A 16,387-nucleotide genomic window follows, 5' to 3' on the forward strand; every position below is an offset into this window, starting at 1 on the left:
ACCTCCTGGTCACACGAATAAAATCCGGCGCCGGACCGCACGCCGCACCCCATTGCGCGCCCGTGCGCCCATGCGGGCCGGACCTCGGCCGCGCTTAGCCTGCTTCCGCACGCGTCTTTTCGCACCTGCGCGCCCATGCGGGCGGATGAGCGCTCGCGCTCGTTCTGTGCCGGATGCCAGCGCACGACGGGCGGTCTGCTATGCTATCGTCGCAACCTGCTCGCATCGCGGCGAGCCGAGACAGGGGCGTACGACAGGAGGACAAACGCGCGTGAACCCGCTCGAACTACTCAACCGACCGACTTTCGCCGACGTCGAGCGCATCGGTATGCCGCGCGCTCTGCTGCACTATCGCTACGGAACGCTCTGGACGACGTTCTTCGAGTCGCTCGGGCGCGAGGTGGTGCTGAGCGCCCCCACCACCAAGGACATCGTTGCGCAGGGCGACGCCCTGTCGCATGACGAATGCTGTTTGGCCTCGAAGATTTTTCTTGGGCATGTGGAGTCCCTTATTGGCGCGTGCGACGCCGTATTCATTCCGAGCATCGGCAACCTGGGACGGTTCAAGATGTTCTGCACGAAGTTCCAGGCCCTGCCCGACCTGGTTGCCAACACGTTCGCCGAGCGCGGGCTCAGGCTGGTTTCGTGCCTTGTGAACGAACTTGAAGGCGTTGGCATGCGGGAAGCGCTCGTCGGACTCGCGGCCGAATTCGGCGCCACGTCGCATGAGGCGAGGCGCGCATGGAAGACGGCTTCTCGTGCCCAGGAACACGCCGAGCGCGCAAAGACGGCGGCACAGAACCGCCAGCTCCTTCTGTTGGATCATGCACGGCGCAAACCGACCGGAGAAGAGAGGGCATCGGTCTCCATCCTGCTGGCCGCCCATCCCTATATCGCACACGACCCGTTCCTGGGCGGAGAGCTTGCGGACATGCTCGATCGACTGGGCGCGACGGTATTCCATGCCGACGCGGTCGACCGCGAGCAGGCTACGCGGGAGAGCTTCGAGTTCTCGCAAACGTTGCCCTGGATCGTGAACCGAGAAATCATTGGCGCCATCACCGCGTGCTACGAGCAGGTGGACGGCATTGTGCTGATGAGCGCCTTCCCTTGCGGCCCGGACTCCATGACCGACGACGCCATTGTTCGCTGCATGCAAGGCAAGCCCATCCTGAACCTCACCATCGATGCGCAAAGCGGCACCGCCGGCCTCGAAACCCGCGTGGAAAGCTTCATCGACATACTGCGCTACCAGAAGAAAGGGGGCTACGTGCATGGCTCGTGACGATGCAGAGGATGCACGCCGCAGCGCCGGCAATCGTTCGGAACCGTCGCGCTTCGCCGCGCGCCGCGACATCGGCCCGCTGCACACCGACCGAGGCCAGGAAGCGCGCGGCGTGCGCGTGGTCGTCGGCGGCGAGCGCGGCCCCTTCAAGCTGCTCCCCCAGAAGAAGCGGACCAAGCGCGACCGCCACGCGCGCACCCGCGTGGCGTTCTTCCGCTACAGCTATTACGACATCGCATTCAAATTTTTCGTAGAGCAGGTGCTCGATGCCGATTTCGTCACCCTTCCGCCCGCCACCAAGCGCACGATCGAGCTGGGTTCGCGCCACTCAAGCGACTTCGTGTGCGCGCCGTTCAAGCACATCCTGGGAGATTACATAGAGGCACTCGAGTTGGGCGCCGATGTGCTCGTGCAGTTCGCGGGGCCGTGTCGCCTGGGCTACTACGGCGAGTTGCAGCAGTCCATCCTGCGGGATCTGGGCTACGAGTTCGACATGCTCAATTTCGCGATGCTCACGGGCAAGCCCTTGACCGAGTACATCTCGACGTGCAAGAAAAAAGTGAACCCGGACGTATCGGTGCCTCACGGGGCGCGCAACATGCTGGCCGTGTTCAAGATGATCGAGAACCTGGACGAAGCGAACGACTACTACCTGGCAAACGCAGGGTTCGAGGCTGTACCTGGCTCGTTCGACCGCGCCCGCGCCGCGTACTTCGACGCCATGCGCTTGGCTGCCTGCGAGCGCGATATCGCAGAAGCGCATCGCGCGGGCATGGAGGCCTATCGCGCCCTGCCGACGAACCGCCCCGGTCGGGTGCTGCGCGTGGGCATCGTGGGCGAGTACTTCACCGCAGCCGATCCGTCCAGCAACCTCGATCTGGAGCGAAAGCTGCTCGGCATGGGTGTGGAGCTGCACCGGATGCTGAACATGACGAACCGCAACCTGCGCTACAACGAAAAGAACCTGCGCGCGAGCATCTCTGACTACGTGACGTACGACATGGGCCCTACCTCGAGCATGACCATCGCAGCTGCCCTCAAGTACGCGCAGGAGGGCTTCGACGGCGTCGTGCATCTGAAATCGGCAGGCTGCACGCCGGAAGTCGATTGCATGCCGGTTCTCCAGCGCATCAGCCGCAACACCGGCATGCCCGTACTGTACTTGAGCTACGATTCGCAAACGAGCGATACCGGCCTGGATACGCGGCTTGAAGCGTTCTACGACATGCTGGCTATGAAGAAGGAGCGGACACGATGATGGACTGCTACCTGGGCATCGATATCGGCTCTATCTCCACGAAGGGCGTCATCATCGATGATCGGCGGCGCATCGTCGCGCGCACGTACCTGTGGACCGAAGGCAACCCGGCCGACGCCGCGCGCCGCGTGGTAGCCGACTTAGGATCGCAGGTGGACCGCAACGCGGTGCGCGTGGGCGCCGTGGGAACCACGGGCAGCGCGCGACGGCTGGTGGGCGCCATGTGCGGCGCGACCGTGGTGAAGAACGAGATCACGGCGCATGCTGTGGGCACGACGTTCCTCCATCCCGACGTGCGCACCATCCTCGAAATAGGCGGCCAGGACTCCAAGATCATCTGCGTGGAGAACGGCATCGCCGTGGACTACGCCATGAACACGCTATGCGCCGCCGGCACCGGCGCGTTTCTGTCGAGCCAGGCACACCGCCTGGGCGTGGAGGTGGAGGAGTTCGGAAGCATCGCGCTCACGTCGAAGAAGCCTGCGAACATCGCAGCGCGCTGCACCGTGTTCGCCGAAAGCGACCTCGTGCACAAGATCCAGGTGGGTTATGCGCGCGAGGATATCATCGCCGGGCTCTGTCGCGCCGTGGCCACGAACTACCTCAACAACGTGGGCAAGGGCAAACAGATCGTCGCGCCGGTGGTATTCCAGGGCGGCGTGAGCAAGAACGCCGGCGTGGTGCGCGCCTTCGAGGACGAGCTGGGCATGGACGTGATCGTGGACGCCGACGGCCACCTCATGGGCGCGTTCGGCGTGGCGCTGCTGGCGGCCGAGGCCGCCCCGCGCATCACGAGCGCAGGTGACGCGAGCGGCAACGCCGGTGCGCAAGCCGAGGCGTTCGACTTCGACGCGCTGCGCTCGTTCGAGTTCGCAACGCGCGAAGTGGAATGCCAGAAGTGCGCGAACCGCTGCGAGATCATCTGCGTGTTCCGCAACGGAGCGATCATCGACTCCTGGGGCAACCGCTGCGAACAAGGCGCCGTCAAAACGGAAACGTGCGCGAAGGCGCCTTCGAGCAGCCTCCTTCCCTGACGAAGGGCATGCGACGGCGCCTTCGGGCAGCCTTCTTCCATCCGCGGGCGCTGCCGGGCGCCCAGCGGAAAGCTCTAGCCCTCGCCGTATTGGAAACCGGGGTAAAGCGTCATGCCGCCGTCGACGTAAAGCGTGATGCCGGTCACGTACTTTGCCTGTTCGGAGGCGAGCCATGCGGCTGCCGCAGCGACATCCTCGGGCTCGCCGATGCGATGCATCGGCACGAGCTTCTCGGTGGATGCGAGTGCTTTCGGGTCGGCGAACTTCGCCGCGTTGATGGGCGTGTTCATGGCGCCGGGCGCGATGGCGTTCACGCGGATGCCGCGATCGGCATACTCGAGCGCAAGCGTTTTGGTGAGCATGCCCACCCCCGCTTTGCTGGCAGCGTAGTCCGCGAAGTGCGGCCACGGAATGGCCTCGTGCACTGACGACAGGTTGATGACGACGCCCGACATGCCGAACTCCAGAAAGTGGCGAACCGCACAACGGCTGCCGATGAACACGCCGGTCAGATTCACGTCGATGACGCGCTGCCATTCTTCGACCGTGCGCTCATCCGACGGCATCTCGCTCTCGACTCCCGCGTTGTTCACCCATACGTCGATGCCTCCGAACGAGGACAGCGCATGGTCGCGGAGCGCCTGGATACCCGCTTCGGAAGAGACGTCCGCCTGAATCGCGGTTCCGGCGCCTCCGGCATCCTCGATAGCCCGAATCGTTGCGCGGGCGCCCTCTTCATCGGTGTGATAGTTCACCACGATATTCATGCCCTCGGCGCCTAAACGCTGCGCGATGGATGCGCCGAGTCCTTTCGAGCTTCCGGTGACTACCGCTGTTTTATCGTGCAGATCTTCGTACATGCCGGGCCTCCTGCCACATACCTTACGGGAGCGCGCCTTGCAGACGCGCTAGTGCGCAGGGTACCCAAAGCCCTATCGGCCCCACCTCTCGACCGGTCGATGTCATCCGACCGTCAGCGGCCCGTCGGGGGAAGTTTCTACAGAAGCGGCCGCCTTTCCACGACCCGATATGCCGCGCACTGCAAACAGGGCGCGCTCCGCAAGAGTCGCGCCCATGTGCTTGCAGGGCGTATGCTGAACGCCCGGATTATCGTCGTGCGCCGGCGAGATGTGTCCGTGCTCAGGATTCGCCGGGTCCTAGGCCATCAGCTTCGTGACGGCGTTTGCATAGGCTACCGGATCGTCGATGGGCATTCCTTCCACGATGAGCGCCTGATTGTAGAGGACCTCGGCGTAGAGCTTCACCTTATCGGCATCGCCGGCCTCCTGCGCAGCCTTCAGCACGTCGAACACGGGATGCTTCACGTTGAGCTCGAGTACACGCTCCGACTTCGGAGCTTCGCCGCCGTCGGGCATCTGCGCCATGATGCGCTCCATCTCAAGCGAGATCGGGCCGGCCGCCGAGATGCAGGCGGGCGCATCGGTGAGCCGCGACGACACCGCCACGCTGGTCACCGCATCACCGAGTGCGTCCTTCATGGCCGCGAACAGCGCCTCGTTCTCCTTCGCAGCCTCCTCGGCCTCCTTCTTCTCCTCCTCGGAGGCCAAATCGAGATCGCCCGACGCCACGTTCTTCAGTTCCTTCGGACCCGTGCCCTCGATCGGCTTGTCCTCTGCGTCAAGCTCTGGCTCAGGGCCGTACGTCATCATCGACTGGAAGCAGAACTCGTCGACATCCTGCGTGCACAGCAGAACGTCATAGCCCTTCCCGAGCACCGTCTTCACGACGGGCAGCTTGCCCAAACGATCGATGCTCTCACCCGCAGCGTAGTAGATGGCCTTCTGGCCTTCGGGCATGGCCTCGACATACTCGGGGAGCGTGACCAAACGCTCCTGCTTTGCGGAGTAGAACAGCAGCAGATCGGCCAGCTGGTCTTTCAGCATGCCGTAGCTCGTGTAAATGCCGAACTTCAGACCACGGCCGAAGTTCTCGAAGAACTTCTCGTACTCCTCGCGATCGTTGTCGCGCATCTTCTGCAGCTCGGACGTGATCTTCTTCTCGATCTTCCGTCCGATGGCGCGCAGCTGGCTGTTGTGCTGCAGCGTCTCGCGGCTAATGTTGAGCGTGAGGTCTTGGCTGTCAACGACGCCGCGCACGAAATTGTAGTGATCGGGCAGCAGCTCCTCGCACTTCTCCATGATGAGCACGTTGGAGCTGTACAGCGCAAGGCCCTTCTTGAAATCCTTGCTGTACAGGTCGAAAGGAGCGCGTCCGGGAATGAACAGCAGCGCGTCGTAGGAAAGCGCGCCTTCGGCATGGACGCTGAACGTGCGCGCCGGGTCGGCGAAGTCGTGGAAGTCGGTCTTATAGAACTCGTTGTACTCCTCTTCGGCGACCTCGGACTTGTTCCTCTTCCAAATGGGAACCATCGAATTGATGGTGTCCAACTCGAAATACGTTTCGTACTCAGGCGTGTAGTCGTCGCCGGCGTCCTCGGGCTTCGGCTTCTCGCGCGACTTGGACACTTCCATCTGCACGGGATAGCGCACGTAGTTGCTGTAGCGTTTAATGAGGCTCTTCAGACCGTACTCCGAAAGGAAGGTATCGTACGTGTCATTCTCAGAGTCGTCTTTGAGCGTGAGGATGATGTCGGTGCCGTGGCCCGCGCGCTCGGCCTCCTGAATGCTGTAGCCTTCGACACCGTCGCTTTCCCAAGCCCAGGCCTCGTCGCTGCCGTAGGCGCGCGACACAACACGCACGCTCTTGGCCACCATGAATGCGCTGTAGAAGCCCACGCCGAACTGGCCGATGATATCCACGTCGTCGCCCTGGGCCTCGGCGTTGTCCAGCTTGAAAGCAAGCGAATCGGAGTGCGCGATGGTGCCGAGGTTGCGGTCCAGCTCGTCCTTGGTCATGCCGATGCCGCTGTCGCTGACCGTGACCGTTCGGGCATCTTTGTCGTAACTCACGCGAATGGCCAGCTCGTCCTTGCCAAGCTGGACGTCCTTGTCGGTGAGGCTTCTGAAGTAGAGCTTGTCCACCGCGTCGGAGGCGTTGGAGATGAGCTCTCGCAGAAAAATCTCACGGTTCGTGTAAATGGAATTGATCATAAGATCGAGCAGTTTTTTGCTCTCTGTCTTGAACTTGCGCATGGTTCGCGTCGCATCCTTTCATGCATTAGCAGTCTAGACCTTCGAGTGCTAATAGGAGATTGTAGTCGGAGCTTTGGGCATGTCAAGCAGTCGGGTCGACCATTCCATACGATCTTCGCCCGGTGCAGGCGCTGCAGTGCTACATGCCCTTCAGCAGAAGCGGAAGCTCTACGTGGAGAGCATCCGCGATGCTCTCCACGATCGAGAATACCCGAGGGTCGCTTGCACCCGCTTCGATGCGGGCCAGCTCTTCGCAGAGCAGACCCGCCTTGACGGCCAGCTCCTCTTGCGTCATACCCTGCGCCGTGCGCTCAGCGGCAATGTTCAATCCCAGAATATACGAAGCTTTCGACACGTCATGCTCCATCCGCAGATCACACGCGTATGCCCAGGCTCGCGAACGTCTTGTCATCCAGCACGCCGCCCTCGACCTGACAGACGGCCGCCGCGGCGCAGTTCGCGATGGCAAGCGCGTCTTTCCATGTCCGACCAGCGGCGCGCGCTGCGACCAGCGCCCCCAGGTGCGCATCCCCCGCTCCGATCGAGTCGACCACGTCCACAGGCTCGGCCACCACCGTCGTGCAGGAGCCGTCGGCGAACACGGAGGCTCCGGCAGCTCCGGCCGTGATTACCGCCGCGTTCCCGCATTCTTGCGCGATGGCGAGGCCCGCCGCTTCGAGCGAGGAGCATCCCGTATAGGCGCGCGCCTCTTGATCGTTGAGATGCCACACAGGGTGTAGCGCGTTGATGCGAGCTGTCTTTGCGGGCCCCACTCCCAGGATGCGCGGCCCGGGCGCATAGTATAGCCGGATGTCAGCATGATCCTCGAAGAAGGAGATGATCGCGTCCCCGCCCGCCCCCTCGATCTCGTATCCGCTTGCAAGACCGTAGCCGAAGCAACTTGGGTCGAGTTCGTCGAACCAAGAGCGCTCGAAGTGCCTGTCGATTCCGGGCAAGGTGAGCATCGTCCGCTCGCCGTCCGGTTCGACCAAACATACGCACCCGCCGCTGTCGAGCACGGCGCCATCGCCGCGCGCGGGTACGCGCAGGGCTTCAAGGCCGCGCGCATGCAATTCGCGCTCGACGAAGCCAGCGAATATCCCCTCGCCCACCGGCGCGAACAGCGTATGCGGCACTCCCAGCTGGCGCAGCATGTTCGCCGAGTTGAAGGCGCAGCCGCCCACGCGCGCTCGCACGCTTTCCGCGACCGCGCCTTCGCCCGATTGCGGAAGCCGCGGCATATGGCAGACGAGGTCGACCATGATGGCCCCGACCGCGAGGATGGCTGGTGATGCAGCAGGCATGTCGCGCCCTTTCTTCGCCTTCGAGCGAGAGTCGGTGCAGGTACACCCGCAGGAGGGTGAGACGGCGACGTTATTTGCCGATGATCAGCGCGATGAGGACCACCGGCTCGTCGGAATCGTTGACCAGGCCGTGCGATTCACCGTCGTCGCAGAAGGTGACCGCACCTGCCGAGACCTGGCGTTCGACGCCGTTGTCATTGTAGGTGCCCGTTCCGCTCAGGATGTAGTACGCCTCCGCCTCGCCAACGTGCTGATGCGTTGGCAGCTCGCTGTGCGGCGCGACGGTGAGCTGGGCGAACAATCGGCACGTTTCCCCCATGCAACTCGGGTCGACCAGCACGTCCTTAACATAGTTGCGCGGCCCTTCGGTGACATCGATGATCTCGCGGGTATACGTGACACTCATGGCTCCCCCTTCAACGGCGTTTCGATTCGTCAAGTATAGCAAACCGCCGGCGCCGCGCCTCCCACAGGTCAACCAGATACAACGTGCAATTGTGCGCCCGGGAGCGTCGCCGCGGCCCCGAGGACCAGTCGGCCCAGGACGCCGCGGCCCCGAGCACGGGCAGGGCGGCCCGTCCCGTGCCCTCCCGGGCGGGCCCACGGGGCCCGAGGGGCTACTCGGATTCCTGGGGGACCTCCACGTTGTAGGAGGCGTCTTCGGGCATGTCGTTGACGACGATCTCGGCCTTCGACTTGAAATCGGCGAACCAGTCCCGGTAGCCGCCGTCGGAGGCTTCGCTTTCGAAGGAGGCGCGCGCAGCCTCCAGGAGGGCCTCGGGAACCTGGCCGACCTCGGTCAGGCCGCCTTCGGGGATGTCGAACTCATCGGTGCACATGACGAGGCAGACGCCCTCTTCGGTCTCGAACGGCTCGCTTACCTCGCCCGCCTCCAGGCCGGCCAGCGCCTCGGCGTAGGCCTCCCCCACCGGCGAGAGCGCGTCCCATCCCCTGTCGCCGCCGGCGGCGGCACCCTCGTCGGCGGCGCGCTCGTCGGCGGCGTCGGCGAACTGGACCTCGCCGGATTCGACGGCGGCGCGCACCTGCTGCGCCTCGTCGGCGCCATCGGCTGCGAACAGGATGCACGAGGAGCGCTTGGCCCCGTCGTAGCCGGCGGCCCGCTCGAGCAGCTGCCCGTCGTCAGGTGCGGCGGCCTCGGCGAAGGAGTCGGCGAGCGCCGTCTTGAGAAGCGAGAGCTCCACCTGGGCGCGGTAGGCCTCTTCGGTCGTGTGCGAGGAGGCGAGCGCCTCGCGCCAGGCCTCGTCGGACTCGTAGCCCTCCTTCGCCTTCTGCACGGCTTCGTCCACCTCGGCGGCGTCGGCCGACACGCCGCGCTCGTGGGCCGCCTGGCGCACCAGCTCCTCGTCGACGTAGTAGTCCACCACCTCCTGGCGGACGGATTGCGGGGTGTAGCCGTTGTCGGCCAGCCACGTGGCCCATGCGCCGTCGTCTTCCAGCGACGAGGTCGCGCGGAAGTCGTCGATGTAGGCGGCGACGGTCTCCTCGGCGACGGGCGTCCCGTTCACGGTGGCGGCCGGTGCGGCGCCGCCGCAGCCAGCCAGCCCGATCGCGCAGCTTAGGGCAAGCGCCGTCGCGATCACCGCGCGGGCGGGATTCGATGCTTTCATAAAACGTTTCCTTTCTCGTGCGGGGAAAGTCCCCCCTGTGTTTTCGGGATGGGCCGCCCTTCGCAGCCGGCGGCGTGCTCGGCAGTCTCGAGCAGGGCGAGGCCGGCCCGGGTGATCCGGTAGGAGTTCTCGGCCGAGGCGCCGTTGGGGTGGGTGCGCCGGGTCGCGTCGAGCGCGCCTTTGCGGACGAGGCGCTGCAGGGCGCAGCGCGCCTGGCAGGCGGAAAGCCCCGTCTTCGCGGCGACGTTCGCGATGGACACGACCGCGCCGCGCGGCCCGTCTAGGTGCGCTTGCACGCAGGCCAGGACCGCCAGCTCGCGCCCGGCCGACACCGACGACTTCACTCGCGGCACGGCCGTCGCCCCACATCCCGCCCGTCCGGCTTGCGGGGAGCCTCGTCGCGGCGCGGGCCCTCCCGCCTGCGGGCCTCGACGGGCCCGGGGCGAACCTCGAGCCTGCGGGCGGCGGCGTCGATCTCGTCTTGGAGGACCTCGTAGCCGGCCTTCGTGAGGACGTAGCGGTTCGCCCGCTGGCCCCCGTCCTCGTCGAAGCGCGCCTCCACCACGATAAGCCCCTCGCCCTGCAGCGCCCGGCAGGCGCTGCGCACGCGGCCCTCGGTGAGCGCGAGCGAGCGCGTCATCAGGCCGAAGGACGTGCCCTGGCCGGAGTTCTCCTCCGCGCGGACGGCCAGGTACGCAAGCACGCGCATCCTGGTCCTCTCGAGCGTCTTCCTATCCGTGCGAGCCATGTCTGTCCGCTCCTTTCAAACGCGCTTTACGAAACTGTCGCCTTGATGACGGTGCGGACGCTTCTTGTGCCCGCACTGATGGTCTGCGCGGGACCGATGGGCGAGGCGGACATCGTGAGCGTATCGGCCTCCCCGGGCCGGATGGATCCGGTGAGGAGCACCTCACCGGAAGCGCCGCCCACGGCCTGCTTGATGTTCTGGCCGTTGAGGGAGAGGACCACCTCATCGAGCAGGCGCTGGTCGTCGGTGGTCTCGTAGAGCGCCAGACGCACCGCCTTGGTGGAGCGGCTCTCGTTTTCCACGGCCACGCTCACGTCCCGCGTGCCCGCCTCGTCCAGGCGGCCCTCCTCGTCGGTTTTGATGGTCATCTTGATGTTGGAGGGCAGCACCACGCTGATGACGTCCTCCACCTCGCCCACCTTGCCCGTGAGCACCGTCTCGACCGCCGCGCCGTCGCGGTCGATGATCGCCTCCGCGCCGAACGCGGGGGCGGCGCAGGCGAGCGCGAGCGCGGCCGCCGCGCAGATCACCCTGCCGGGCGCTGCCCTGTACGTCAGTCTTTCCATGTCAGCCTCCCACCTTCACCTTCACTCCGGCAGCCACCGTGCCGATGTAGCTTTTGTCGTCTGTCCTGTACGCCTCCACCAGCGCCGTGCAGTCGTACTCGCCGGTGGGCACCATGGCGTCGAGTGCATCTTTCTCCACATAGGTCCCCGGCTGGAGCAGCCCGGTGGCGTACACCTCCTCGCCGGTGTCGTCGCGCACGAGCCTGAGCCTTGTGTACTTGGCGTTGCCGGCCGGGTTCTCGAACATGACGGCGCCCTCAGACGAGGGGGTCTCGAACGCCATGCGGGTGTTGACGGAAAAGCCGATCATGCCCTCGTCGAGCGCGCGCCGATCCTTTTCCGAATCCTCCTCGCCGAAAAGCGCGCCCACCACGATGTTGCTCTCCATGTCCTCGTCGGGCCGATCGTGCAGAGCGCACCACGCGCACGCGAGCGCCACCGCCAGCAGCAGCGCGGCGAGCGCGGCGATGCGCACACGCCGGGCGCGCCGGGCGTCGTCGGGCGGGTGCGGAAAGGGCGCGGCCATCAGCTGCTCTCTTTCCGCGATCCGCCGCCGGCGGCGGCCTCGGGGCCGGAGGCGGGGGCGTCGGGCGATCCGACCTGCGGGGCCTCGGGGGCCTCGGGGGCCTGCGGGGTGTCGGGGCCGGGGGCGTCAGCCTGCGAGCCGTCGGGCGATCCGGCCTGCGGGGCCTCGGGGGCGTCGGGCGATCCGGGGGCGTCAGCCTGCGGGGTGTTGGGGCCGGGGGTGTCGGGTTCGGGATCCTCTTCCTCGTCGCGCTTCTTGCGGCGGACAAGCAGGATGACGAACAGGACTAAGGCGAGCAGCGCAAGCAGCGCCGCGAGCAGCCACGGCCAGGGGCATGCCGAGCCCTCGTCGGACCCATCGGACTTATCGGAGGCGGAAGAGCCGGGCTTCGCGGCATCACCCTTCTTTGCGCCAGGCGCAGACGATCCCGCGCTATGCGGCGCGGCGGCATCGCCAGGCGCGGCGGCATCGTCGGCGGTTTTGGATGCGCCGTCGCGCACGTCCACGGTGGGCATGGGGTTCGCGGGAGGCCGCGTCGAGTCGTCTTCGCCGCCGACGTCTGGCTCACGCGAGGGCCCGGGGTCTTCTGCGGGCTTGTGCAACACCACATGCCACACCTCGCCGGCCAGGCCGTGGCACACGAACCGGGCGGTGAACGTGCGGTAGCCCGCCTTCGACACGGACACCGCGTAGGAGGCGTTCTTGGACAGGCCGGACACGCGCACATCCCCCTCAGATCCGGTGGTCTGCGAGGACGACCCGCCCTGCACCGTCACGGACGCGCCGGGGACGGGGCGCCCCGAAACGTCGAGCACGTGCACCTTCGCCGCGTACGTGACGGCCGGCGGCTTGGGGGCGTCCACCTCGACCTCGACCGTCACCTCCACCTTCGCGTCCACATCCACATCCACGTCGGCGGCCAGGGCCTGCAAAGGGGCACCCGATGCGAGCGGTACCGCCAGCGCGGCGACAAGGCACGCAAAAAGAAGCGGTCTCGCCGCCGCGCGGAGCCCGCTCGCCGGGGCCGTCCGCGCCGTTCCTTCTGCCTGCCTGGTCATGGTTCTACCTGCTTTCAGTCGCTTGGAGCCGGATCCCGGGGCGTCCCGGGGGCCGTTGATCGTGCAAATGCCTTACGCGGGGCATCTTCGGAGCGGGCGGCGAGGGGACATCCCTCGCCGCCCGAACGGTTTCGAACGCCTCGGAGCCAGAAGCTAGACCGTCGGCTTGGTGGAGGTCACCGTGAACGTCGGCTTGATCTGGAAAGAGTCGCCGTCGGTCCATCCGGCCGGGTTGACCTGGCCGTAGATCATCATGGCGTCGGATTCTTTCGGTGTCGTGCCGTCGGTGGAAGCCTCGATCTCGCCCTTGTTGTCCTTGTTGAACGGATAGTACTTCGTCGTCGAGGTGGTCAGCCAGTCGGTGTCCGTGCTGAAGTCGGCCGGCGCTTCGGCGACGGACTTGATGCCGATCATCATCTGATCGCGGTTCGACGCGGTGTAGGTGGGGGCGGTGTTTTTCAGGTCGGGCGTCACCGTCGTGCCGGGGGTGGCAGCCGACGTCGCGGCCACACCGGAGATGTAGGCGTACACCTTCACGCGCGAGAGGTTCTTCACCTTGTAGTTCGTGGGGCTCGTGAACTGGCCGTGCTTGTTTGAGGTGGTCGAAGCGCCGGAGCCGGTGTCGCCTGCCGCGGCGTCAGCGACACCCGCCGTCGCGCCGGGGTCGACGTTGAACGCCACGGTGGTGGGCATACTCACCGACAGCGTGGTGGCCTTGATGGTGCCGGTGAGCGTGGTTTCCGTGCCGTCGAGGCCGATGGTCTTGTCGTCTTCGGCCTTGGTGCCCGTCGAGTCTTGGGTCGCCTGCTCCGATCCGTTGTAGTTCGCCGCGAGCGCCGTTGTGGGCACGCATATCGCGGACGCGAGGGCGACGCTTAGCGCGAGGGCCCCTATCTTCGTCTTTCTCATATACCTTCCTCCTTCATTGCAGATGCTCTCCCCTTGCCGGGGCTTCGCTTGTGCGGCGCGGTGCCGCTTCGTCCCGCTCATGCCAGACGCACCACCTCCCTTTTTCCGGGAGGCTCGCGCCCTGCGCCGGGCGGGCCGGCCCCTGCGGGCCACAGATGCGTCGTCCTTTCCATGCAACGCCCCCTATCCCTGCACGTAGACCGTGATCTCGGCGGCCGCCTGGCCGATGGGGGCGTTGTCGGAGAGCTTGTAGGTCTCGAAGTAGGCCGTGCAGGGGTACTCCCCCGGCTCCAGATCCGCCTCGAGCGGGGCGCTTTCGATGTACTGGCCGGGATCGAGGTATCCCGACTGGTAGATCTTCTCGCCGTTGTCCTTGCGGTAGATCGCACAGGTGAAGCGGTTGTTGTTGATCTCGGCATTCTCGATCATGAGGTTGCCCGGGCTCGCGCCGTCGGGAAACGACGGCGTGACGTTGATGGAGAACGTGAGCATGCCCTCGTCGACGATCTTGTCGAGGTCTTCGAAATCGCCGGAAAGCGAGCCGACGCGGGCGTTGGCGTCGGGCAGCATGCCGTCGCGGTTCGGATCGGGGGAGGTCAGCCATAAAAACAGCGCGATGCCGGCCGCGATGAGCAGCAGAAGCAGGATGGAGAGCACCACCCATTTGCGCTGGGACTTCTTCGCGGGGGCGCCTGCGGGCGCGGGGCTCGCGGGGGCGCCTGCGGGCGCGGGGGCGCCTGTCGGGGCGGCGTGCGCGGGGGCCGCGGGATGCCGGGTTTCGCTTCGGTTCTCGTCCATGTCAGTCCCATCCTTCTATGCGCAGCTCGAGGGCCGCCGACATCGTGTTCACCTGCGTGGCGCCGGAATAGACGCCCACCTTCGCCGTGGCCCGATACGTCCCGGGGGCCAGATCCGCCGCGAGGGCCAGATCCTCCAGGTAGCTTCCCGGCGCCACCATGCGGGTGGAGCCCACCAGCTCGCCGGTGTCGTCGAGGTAGACGTCCATGCGGGCGGAGTACTCGTTTTGCGCGGGGTTCTCGAACTCCACGTTCACGACGTTGACGGGGCCCTGCGACGTGGGGATCTGGTTCACCACCAGCCGGTAGCTGCCGGGGGCCACCGGCGAGTCGGCAGCGTTGAGGCGGCCGGAGACTGCATGGGGGTCAGGCAGCAGATCGATGCGGTCCTGCACGGGCGCAGGCAGGCGAAACAGACCCAGCCACGCGGCCGCCACGAGCCCCGCCACCAGCAGGAGCAAGACCAGCAGCGCGATGCACGCGTTGCGCGCCGCGCGGGGCTGCTTCTGCTCGGGCGCGCAAGCCGCGGCGGCAGGAGCCGGGGATGCAACGGGCGCGGGCACGGTCGGGGCGCCGGGGCGTTCGGCGGCCTTCCCGCCCACCTCGGCCCGAGGGACCACAGCCTTGCGGGCGGCTTTGGCCTGCGCCTCTTCGGCTTCGTGATCGCAAACGGCTTGGGCGCCAGGTGCCTTTCGGGCCGAGGTGCGCTCCTTTGCGGCGCGCTCCTTGGCGGCGCGGGCGTCGGCGCGGGCCTGCCGCTTCCGCTCCTTCGCCGAGAGGGGCAGCGTCCCGGGCGCCGGCAGGGGCTCATCCGGCGATGCAGCCGGCATGCCGGAGGGCCCGGGAGCAGGAGCGGGTACGAAACCGGGAGCCGTGCGCACGTCGCGAACGGATGTTTCACGTGAAACATCCTCGAGCGCCGGGTCCTGCTCGGGGCGCGGGGCGGGCGCCACGCGCACGGGGGCGGGGGCCGCGGGGGCGGGCGCCGCATGCACGGGGGCGGGGGCGCTCGCAGGCGCATGCACGGGGGCGGATGCGACGGCGCAACGATCGATCGCCCGATGCTCTCGCGCGTGCGCGGAAGCCTCGGGGGCGGGCCTCGGGACGGGAGCCGGGGTCTGCTCGGGGCGCGGGGCGGGCACGGGTTGCGCGTTTCGGACGGGGGCCGGGCGCGGGGCGGGCACGGGGCCGCCAAGCGACTGGGCGTCGGCCAAGGCCCGCGAGGCGGAGGCCAGGGCGACCTGCGCGAGGGCTTCCATGTCCGGGGTGGAGGCGGCCTCGGCGCGCGCGGCAGCGTCGGCAAGGGCCAGGGCGGCGCGGGCGGCGTCGAGCGTTGCGGGTGCCTGCGGCAGGCCGCCTTGGCTCGCCGCCTCGGCGGCCTCGACGGCGGCAAGCGCGATGCGCCGTGCCATGGCAGCACGGCCGGAAGAGACGGGAGCCGGGAGGGGAGCCGTGTGCACGTCGCGAACGGATGTTTCACGTGAAACATCCCCGAGGGTCGAGGCGGGCTCGAACTCGGGGACTCTCGCAGCAGGCACAGGAGCGGCGGCCTGCACGGGGGTCGAGGCAGGAGCAGGCTCGGGCTCGAACGCGGGCATCGGCGCGGGGATCGGGGCGGCGGCCTGCACGGGAGTCGGGGCGAACTCAGGAGCAGGCTCGGCCGCACGCGCAGCCATGCTCGCAGGTTCGACCGCACGCGCGGGCCCCGCCTCCGCAGACTCGGCCACACGCGCGGCCACGCATGCAGACTCGGCCACACGCGCGGCTGCACTCGCAGGCTCGGCCACGCTCAGCGGCTCGGACGGCTGCGCGTCGGCGGCGGCCTTGAGGGCCTCGGTGCGCTTGAGGACGGCCTTCGCCCGCTTGAATGCGCTGCGCACGAGCTCTTCGTCGCGGGGGCGCGAGTCGGCCGCCTGCACGGCGCCGAGCGCCTCCAGTGCGCAGCGCAGCGCGTCGGTGGCCTCCTCGACTCCCGAGCCGGACTCGAGCGCGCGGCGCTGGAGGGCGTCGGCCGCCTCGAACGCGGCCAGCGCCATGCGGTTAGCCGCGACGAGCTTCGCCTCCATGTCCATGCCCTTCTTCTTGTCCTTCTTCTTTCCCATGCGATCCTTGCCTCAGTCGGATTCCCAGGAGGGGGGCTACCCCCCTCCTGGGCCGTGCT

17 protein-coding genes are annotated in these 16,387 nt (G+C 67.0%); 3 read left to right on the forward strand and 14 right to left on the reverse strand.

Features of this window, described 5'->3' with window-relative positions; all coding sequences use genetic code 11:
- The first annotated feature begins 271 nt into the window (after positions 1–271).
- From ABGT83_RS09065 to ABGT83_RS09075, 3 genes are read left to right on the forward strand one after another with little or no spacing between them, the layout of a single operon-like run.
- A complete protein-coding gene (locus ABGT83_RS09065; RefSeq protein ID WP_239926371.1) occupies positions 272–1,285 on the forward strand; it encodes an acyl-CoA dehydratase activase-related protein in 1,014 nt (337 codons plus the stop codon).
- The gene (locus ABGT83_RS09070; RefSeq protein ID WP_346687136.1) at positions 1,275–2,543 is read left to right on the forward strand and encodes a 2-hydroxyacyl-CoA dehydratase; all 1,269 of its coding nucleotides are present in this window, start codon (positions 1,275–1,277) and stop codon (positions 2,541–2,543) included. The genes ABGT83_RS09065 and ABGT83_RS09070 overlap by 11 nt, the downstream gene beginning before the upstream one ends.
- A complete protein-coding gene (locus ABGT83_RS09075) occupies positions 2,540–3,577 on the forward strand; it encodes an acyl-CoA dehydratase activase (RefSeq protein ID WP_346687138.1) in 1,038 nt (345 codons plus the stop codon). Before ABGT83_RS09070 ends, ABGT83_RS09075 begins: the two co-directional genes overlap by 4 nt.
- A 74-nt stretch (positions 3,578–3,651) precedes the next feature.
- Here ABGT83_RS09075 and ABGT83_RS09080 read toward each other — a convergent pair whose 3' ends face one another.
- The 14 genes from ABGT83_RS09080 to ABGT83_RS09145 all read right to left on the reverse strand — a co-directional run bounded on the left by ABGT83_RS09080 (position 3,652) and on the right by ABGT83_RS09145 (position 16,328).
- Positions 3,652–4,437, reverse strand: a complete 786-nt coding sequence (locus ABGT83_RS09080) for a glucose 1-dehydrogenase (protein WP_103264679.1) — start codon at positions 4,435–4,437, stop codon at positions 3,652–3,654.
- Positions 4,438–4,734: 297 nt separating this feature from the next.
- Positions 4,735–6,690, reverse strand: a complete 1,956-nt coding sequence (htpG, locus tag ABGT83_RS09085; protein ID WP_346687140.1) for a molecular chaperone HtpG — start codon at positions 6,688–6,690, stop codon at positions 4,735–4,737.
- Between the two features lie 139 nt (positions 6,691–6,829).
- Positions 6,830–7,045 carry a helix-turn-helix domain-containing protein gene (locus ABGT83_RS09090; RefSeq protein WP_346687141.1) on the reverse strand — a complete coding sequence of 72 codons (216 nt, stop codon included), beginning with the start codon at positions 7,043–7,045 and terminating at the stop codon, positions 6,830–6,832.
- A 19-nt stretch (positions 7,046–7,064) separates the two neighbouring features.
- Positions 7,065–7,994, reverse strand: coding sequence for a PfkB family carbohydrate kinase (locus ABGT83_RS09095; protein WP_346687142.1), 930 nt, complete (start codon positions 7,992–7,994; stop codon positions 7,065–7,067).
- 70 nt (positions 7,995–8,064) lie between these two features.
- Entirely contained in the window at positions 8,065–8,400 is a 336-nt protein-coding gene (locus tag ABGT83_RS09100) for a cupin domain-containing protein (protein ID WP_346687144.1), read from the reverse strand.
- 211 nt (positions 8,401–8,611) lie between these two features.
- Positions 8,612–9,622 (reverse strand): peptidylprolyl isomerase, encoded by a 1,011-nt coding sequence (locus ABGT83_RS09105; RefSeq protein WP_346687145.1) that lies wholly within the window; start codon positions 9,620–9,622, stop codon positions 8,612–8,614.
- The gene (locus ABGT83_RS09110) at positions 9,619–9,975 is read right to left on the reverse strand and encodes a hypothetical protein (RefSeq protein WP_346687147.1); all 357 of its coding nucleotides are present in this window, start codon (positions 9,973–9,975) and stop codon (positions 9,619–9,621) included. Before ABGT83_RS09110 ends, ABGT83_RS09105 begins: the two co-directional genes overlap by 4 nt.
- Positions 9,963–10,370: a hypothetical protein gene (locus ABGT83_RS09115; RefSeq protein WP_103265816.1), complete on the reverse strand. Its 408-nt coding sequence runs from the start codon at positions 10,368–10,370 to the stop codon at positions 9,963–9,965. The genes ABGT83_RS09110 and ABGT83_RS09115 overlap by 13 nt, the downstream gene beginning before the upstream one ends.
- Before the next feature lie 26 nt (positions 10,371–10,396).
- The gene (locus tag ABGT83_RS09120; RefSeq protein ID WP_103265817.1) at positions 10,397–10,936 is read right to left on the reverse strand and encodes a hypothetical protein; all 540 of its coding nucleotides are present in this window, start codon (positions 10,934–10,936) and stop codon (positions 10,397–10,399) included.
- Position 10,937: 1 nt separating this feature from the next.
- On the reverse strand, positions 10,938–11,462 hold the full coding sequence (locus tag ABGT83_RS09125) for a hypothetical protein (protein ID WP_103265818.1): 525 nt from the start codon (positions 11,460–11,462) through the stop codon (positions 10,938–10,940).
- Entirely contained in the window at positions 11,462–12,520 is a 1,059-nt protein-coding gene (locus tag ABGT83_RS09130; protein WP_346687149.1) for a carboxypeptidase regulatory-like domain-containing protein, read from the reverse strand. Before ABGT83_RS09130 ends, ABGT83_RS09125 begins: the two co-directional genes overlap by 1 nt.
- Before the next feature lie 153 nt (positions 12,521–12,673).
- Positions 12,674–13,429 (reverse strand): hypothetical protein, encoded by a 756-nt coding sequence (locus ABGT83_RS09135; protein WP_346687151.1) that lies wholly within the window; start codon positions 13,427–13,429, stop codon positions 12,674–12,676.
- A gap of 183 nt (positions 13,430–13,612) precedes the next feature.
- A complete protein-coding gene (locus ABGT83_RS09140) occupies positions 13,613–14,227 on the reverse strand; it encodes a hypothetical protein (RefSeq protein ID WP_346687153.1) in 615 nt (204 codons plus the stop codon).
- Position 14,228: 1 nt separating this feature from the next.
- A complete protein-coding gene (locus ABGT83_RS09145; protein WP_346687155.1) occupies positions 14,229–16,328 on the reverse strand; it encodes a hypothetical protein in 2,100 nt (699 codons plus the stop codon).
- Between the last annotated feature and the right edge of the window lie 59 nt (positions 16,329–16,387).

The organism is Enteroscipio rubneri (assembly GCF_963929405.1).
GTDB classification, from domain to species: Bacteria; Actinomycetota; Coriobacteriia; order Coriobacteriales; family Eggerthellaceae; genus Enteroscipio; species Enteroscipio rubneri.

Coding starts and splice junctions, on each gene's coding strand:
- ABGT83_RS09070 (WP_346687136.1), top strand. CDS start 1,275: ATGGCTCGTGACGATGCAGAGGATGCACGCCGCAGCGCCGGCAATCGT.
- ABGT83_RS09075 (WP_346687138.1), top strand. CDS start 2,540: ATGATGGACTGCTACCTGGGCATCGATATCGGCTCTATCTCCACGAAG.
- ABGT83_RS09080 (WP_103264679.1), bottom strand. CDS start 4,437: ATGTACGAAGATCTGCACGATAAAACAGCGGTAGTCACCGGAAGCTCG.
- htpG (WP_346687140.1), bottom strand. CDS start 6,690: ATGCGCAAGTTCAAGACAGAGAGCAAAAAACTGCTCGATCTTATGATC.
- ABGT83_RS09095 (WP_346687142.1), bottom strand. CDS start 7,994: ATGCCTGCTGCATCACCAGCCATCCTCGCGGTCGGGGCCATCATGGTC.
- ABGT83_RS09100 (WP_346687144.1), bottom strand. CDS start 8,400: ATGAGTGTCACGTATACCCGCGAGATCATCGATGTCACCGAAGGGCCG.
- ABGT83_RS09105 (WP_346687145.1), bottom strand. CDS start 9,622: ATGAAAGCATCGAATCCCGCCCGCGCGGTGATCGCGACGGCGCTTGCC.
- ABGT83_RS09115 (WP_103265816.1), bottom strand. CDS start 10,370: ATGGCTCGCACGGATAGGAAGACGCTCGAGAGGACCAGGATGCGCGTG.
- ABGT83_RS09120 (WP_103265817.1), bottom strand. CDS start 10,936: ATGGAAAGACTGACGTACAGGGCAGCGCCCGGCAGGGTGATCTGCGCG.
- ABGT83_RS09125 (WP_103265818.1), bottom strand. CDS start 11,462: ATGGCCGCGCCCTTTCCGCACCCGCCCGACGACGCCCGGCGCGCCCGG.
- ABGT83_RS09130 (WP_346687149.1), bottom strand. CDS start 12,520: ATGACCAGGCAGGCAGAAGGAACGGCGCGGACGGCCCCGGCGAGCGGG.
- ABGT83_RS09135 (WP_346687151.1), bottom strand. CDS start 13,429: ATGAGAAAGACGAAGATAGGGGCCCTCGCGCTAAGCGTCGCCCTCGCG.
- ABGT83_RS09140 (WP_346687153.1), bottom strand. CDS start 14,227: ATGGACGAGAACCGAAGCGAAACCCGGCATCCCGCGGCCCCCGCGCAC.
- ABGT83_RS09145 (WP_346687155.1), bottom strand. CDS start 16,328: ATGGGAAAGAAGAAGGACAAGAAGAAGGGCATGGACATGGAGGCGAAG.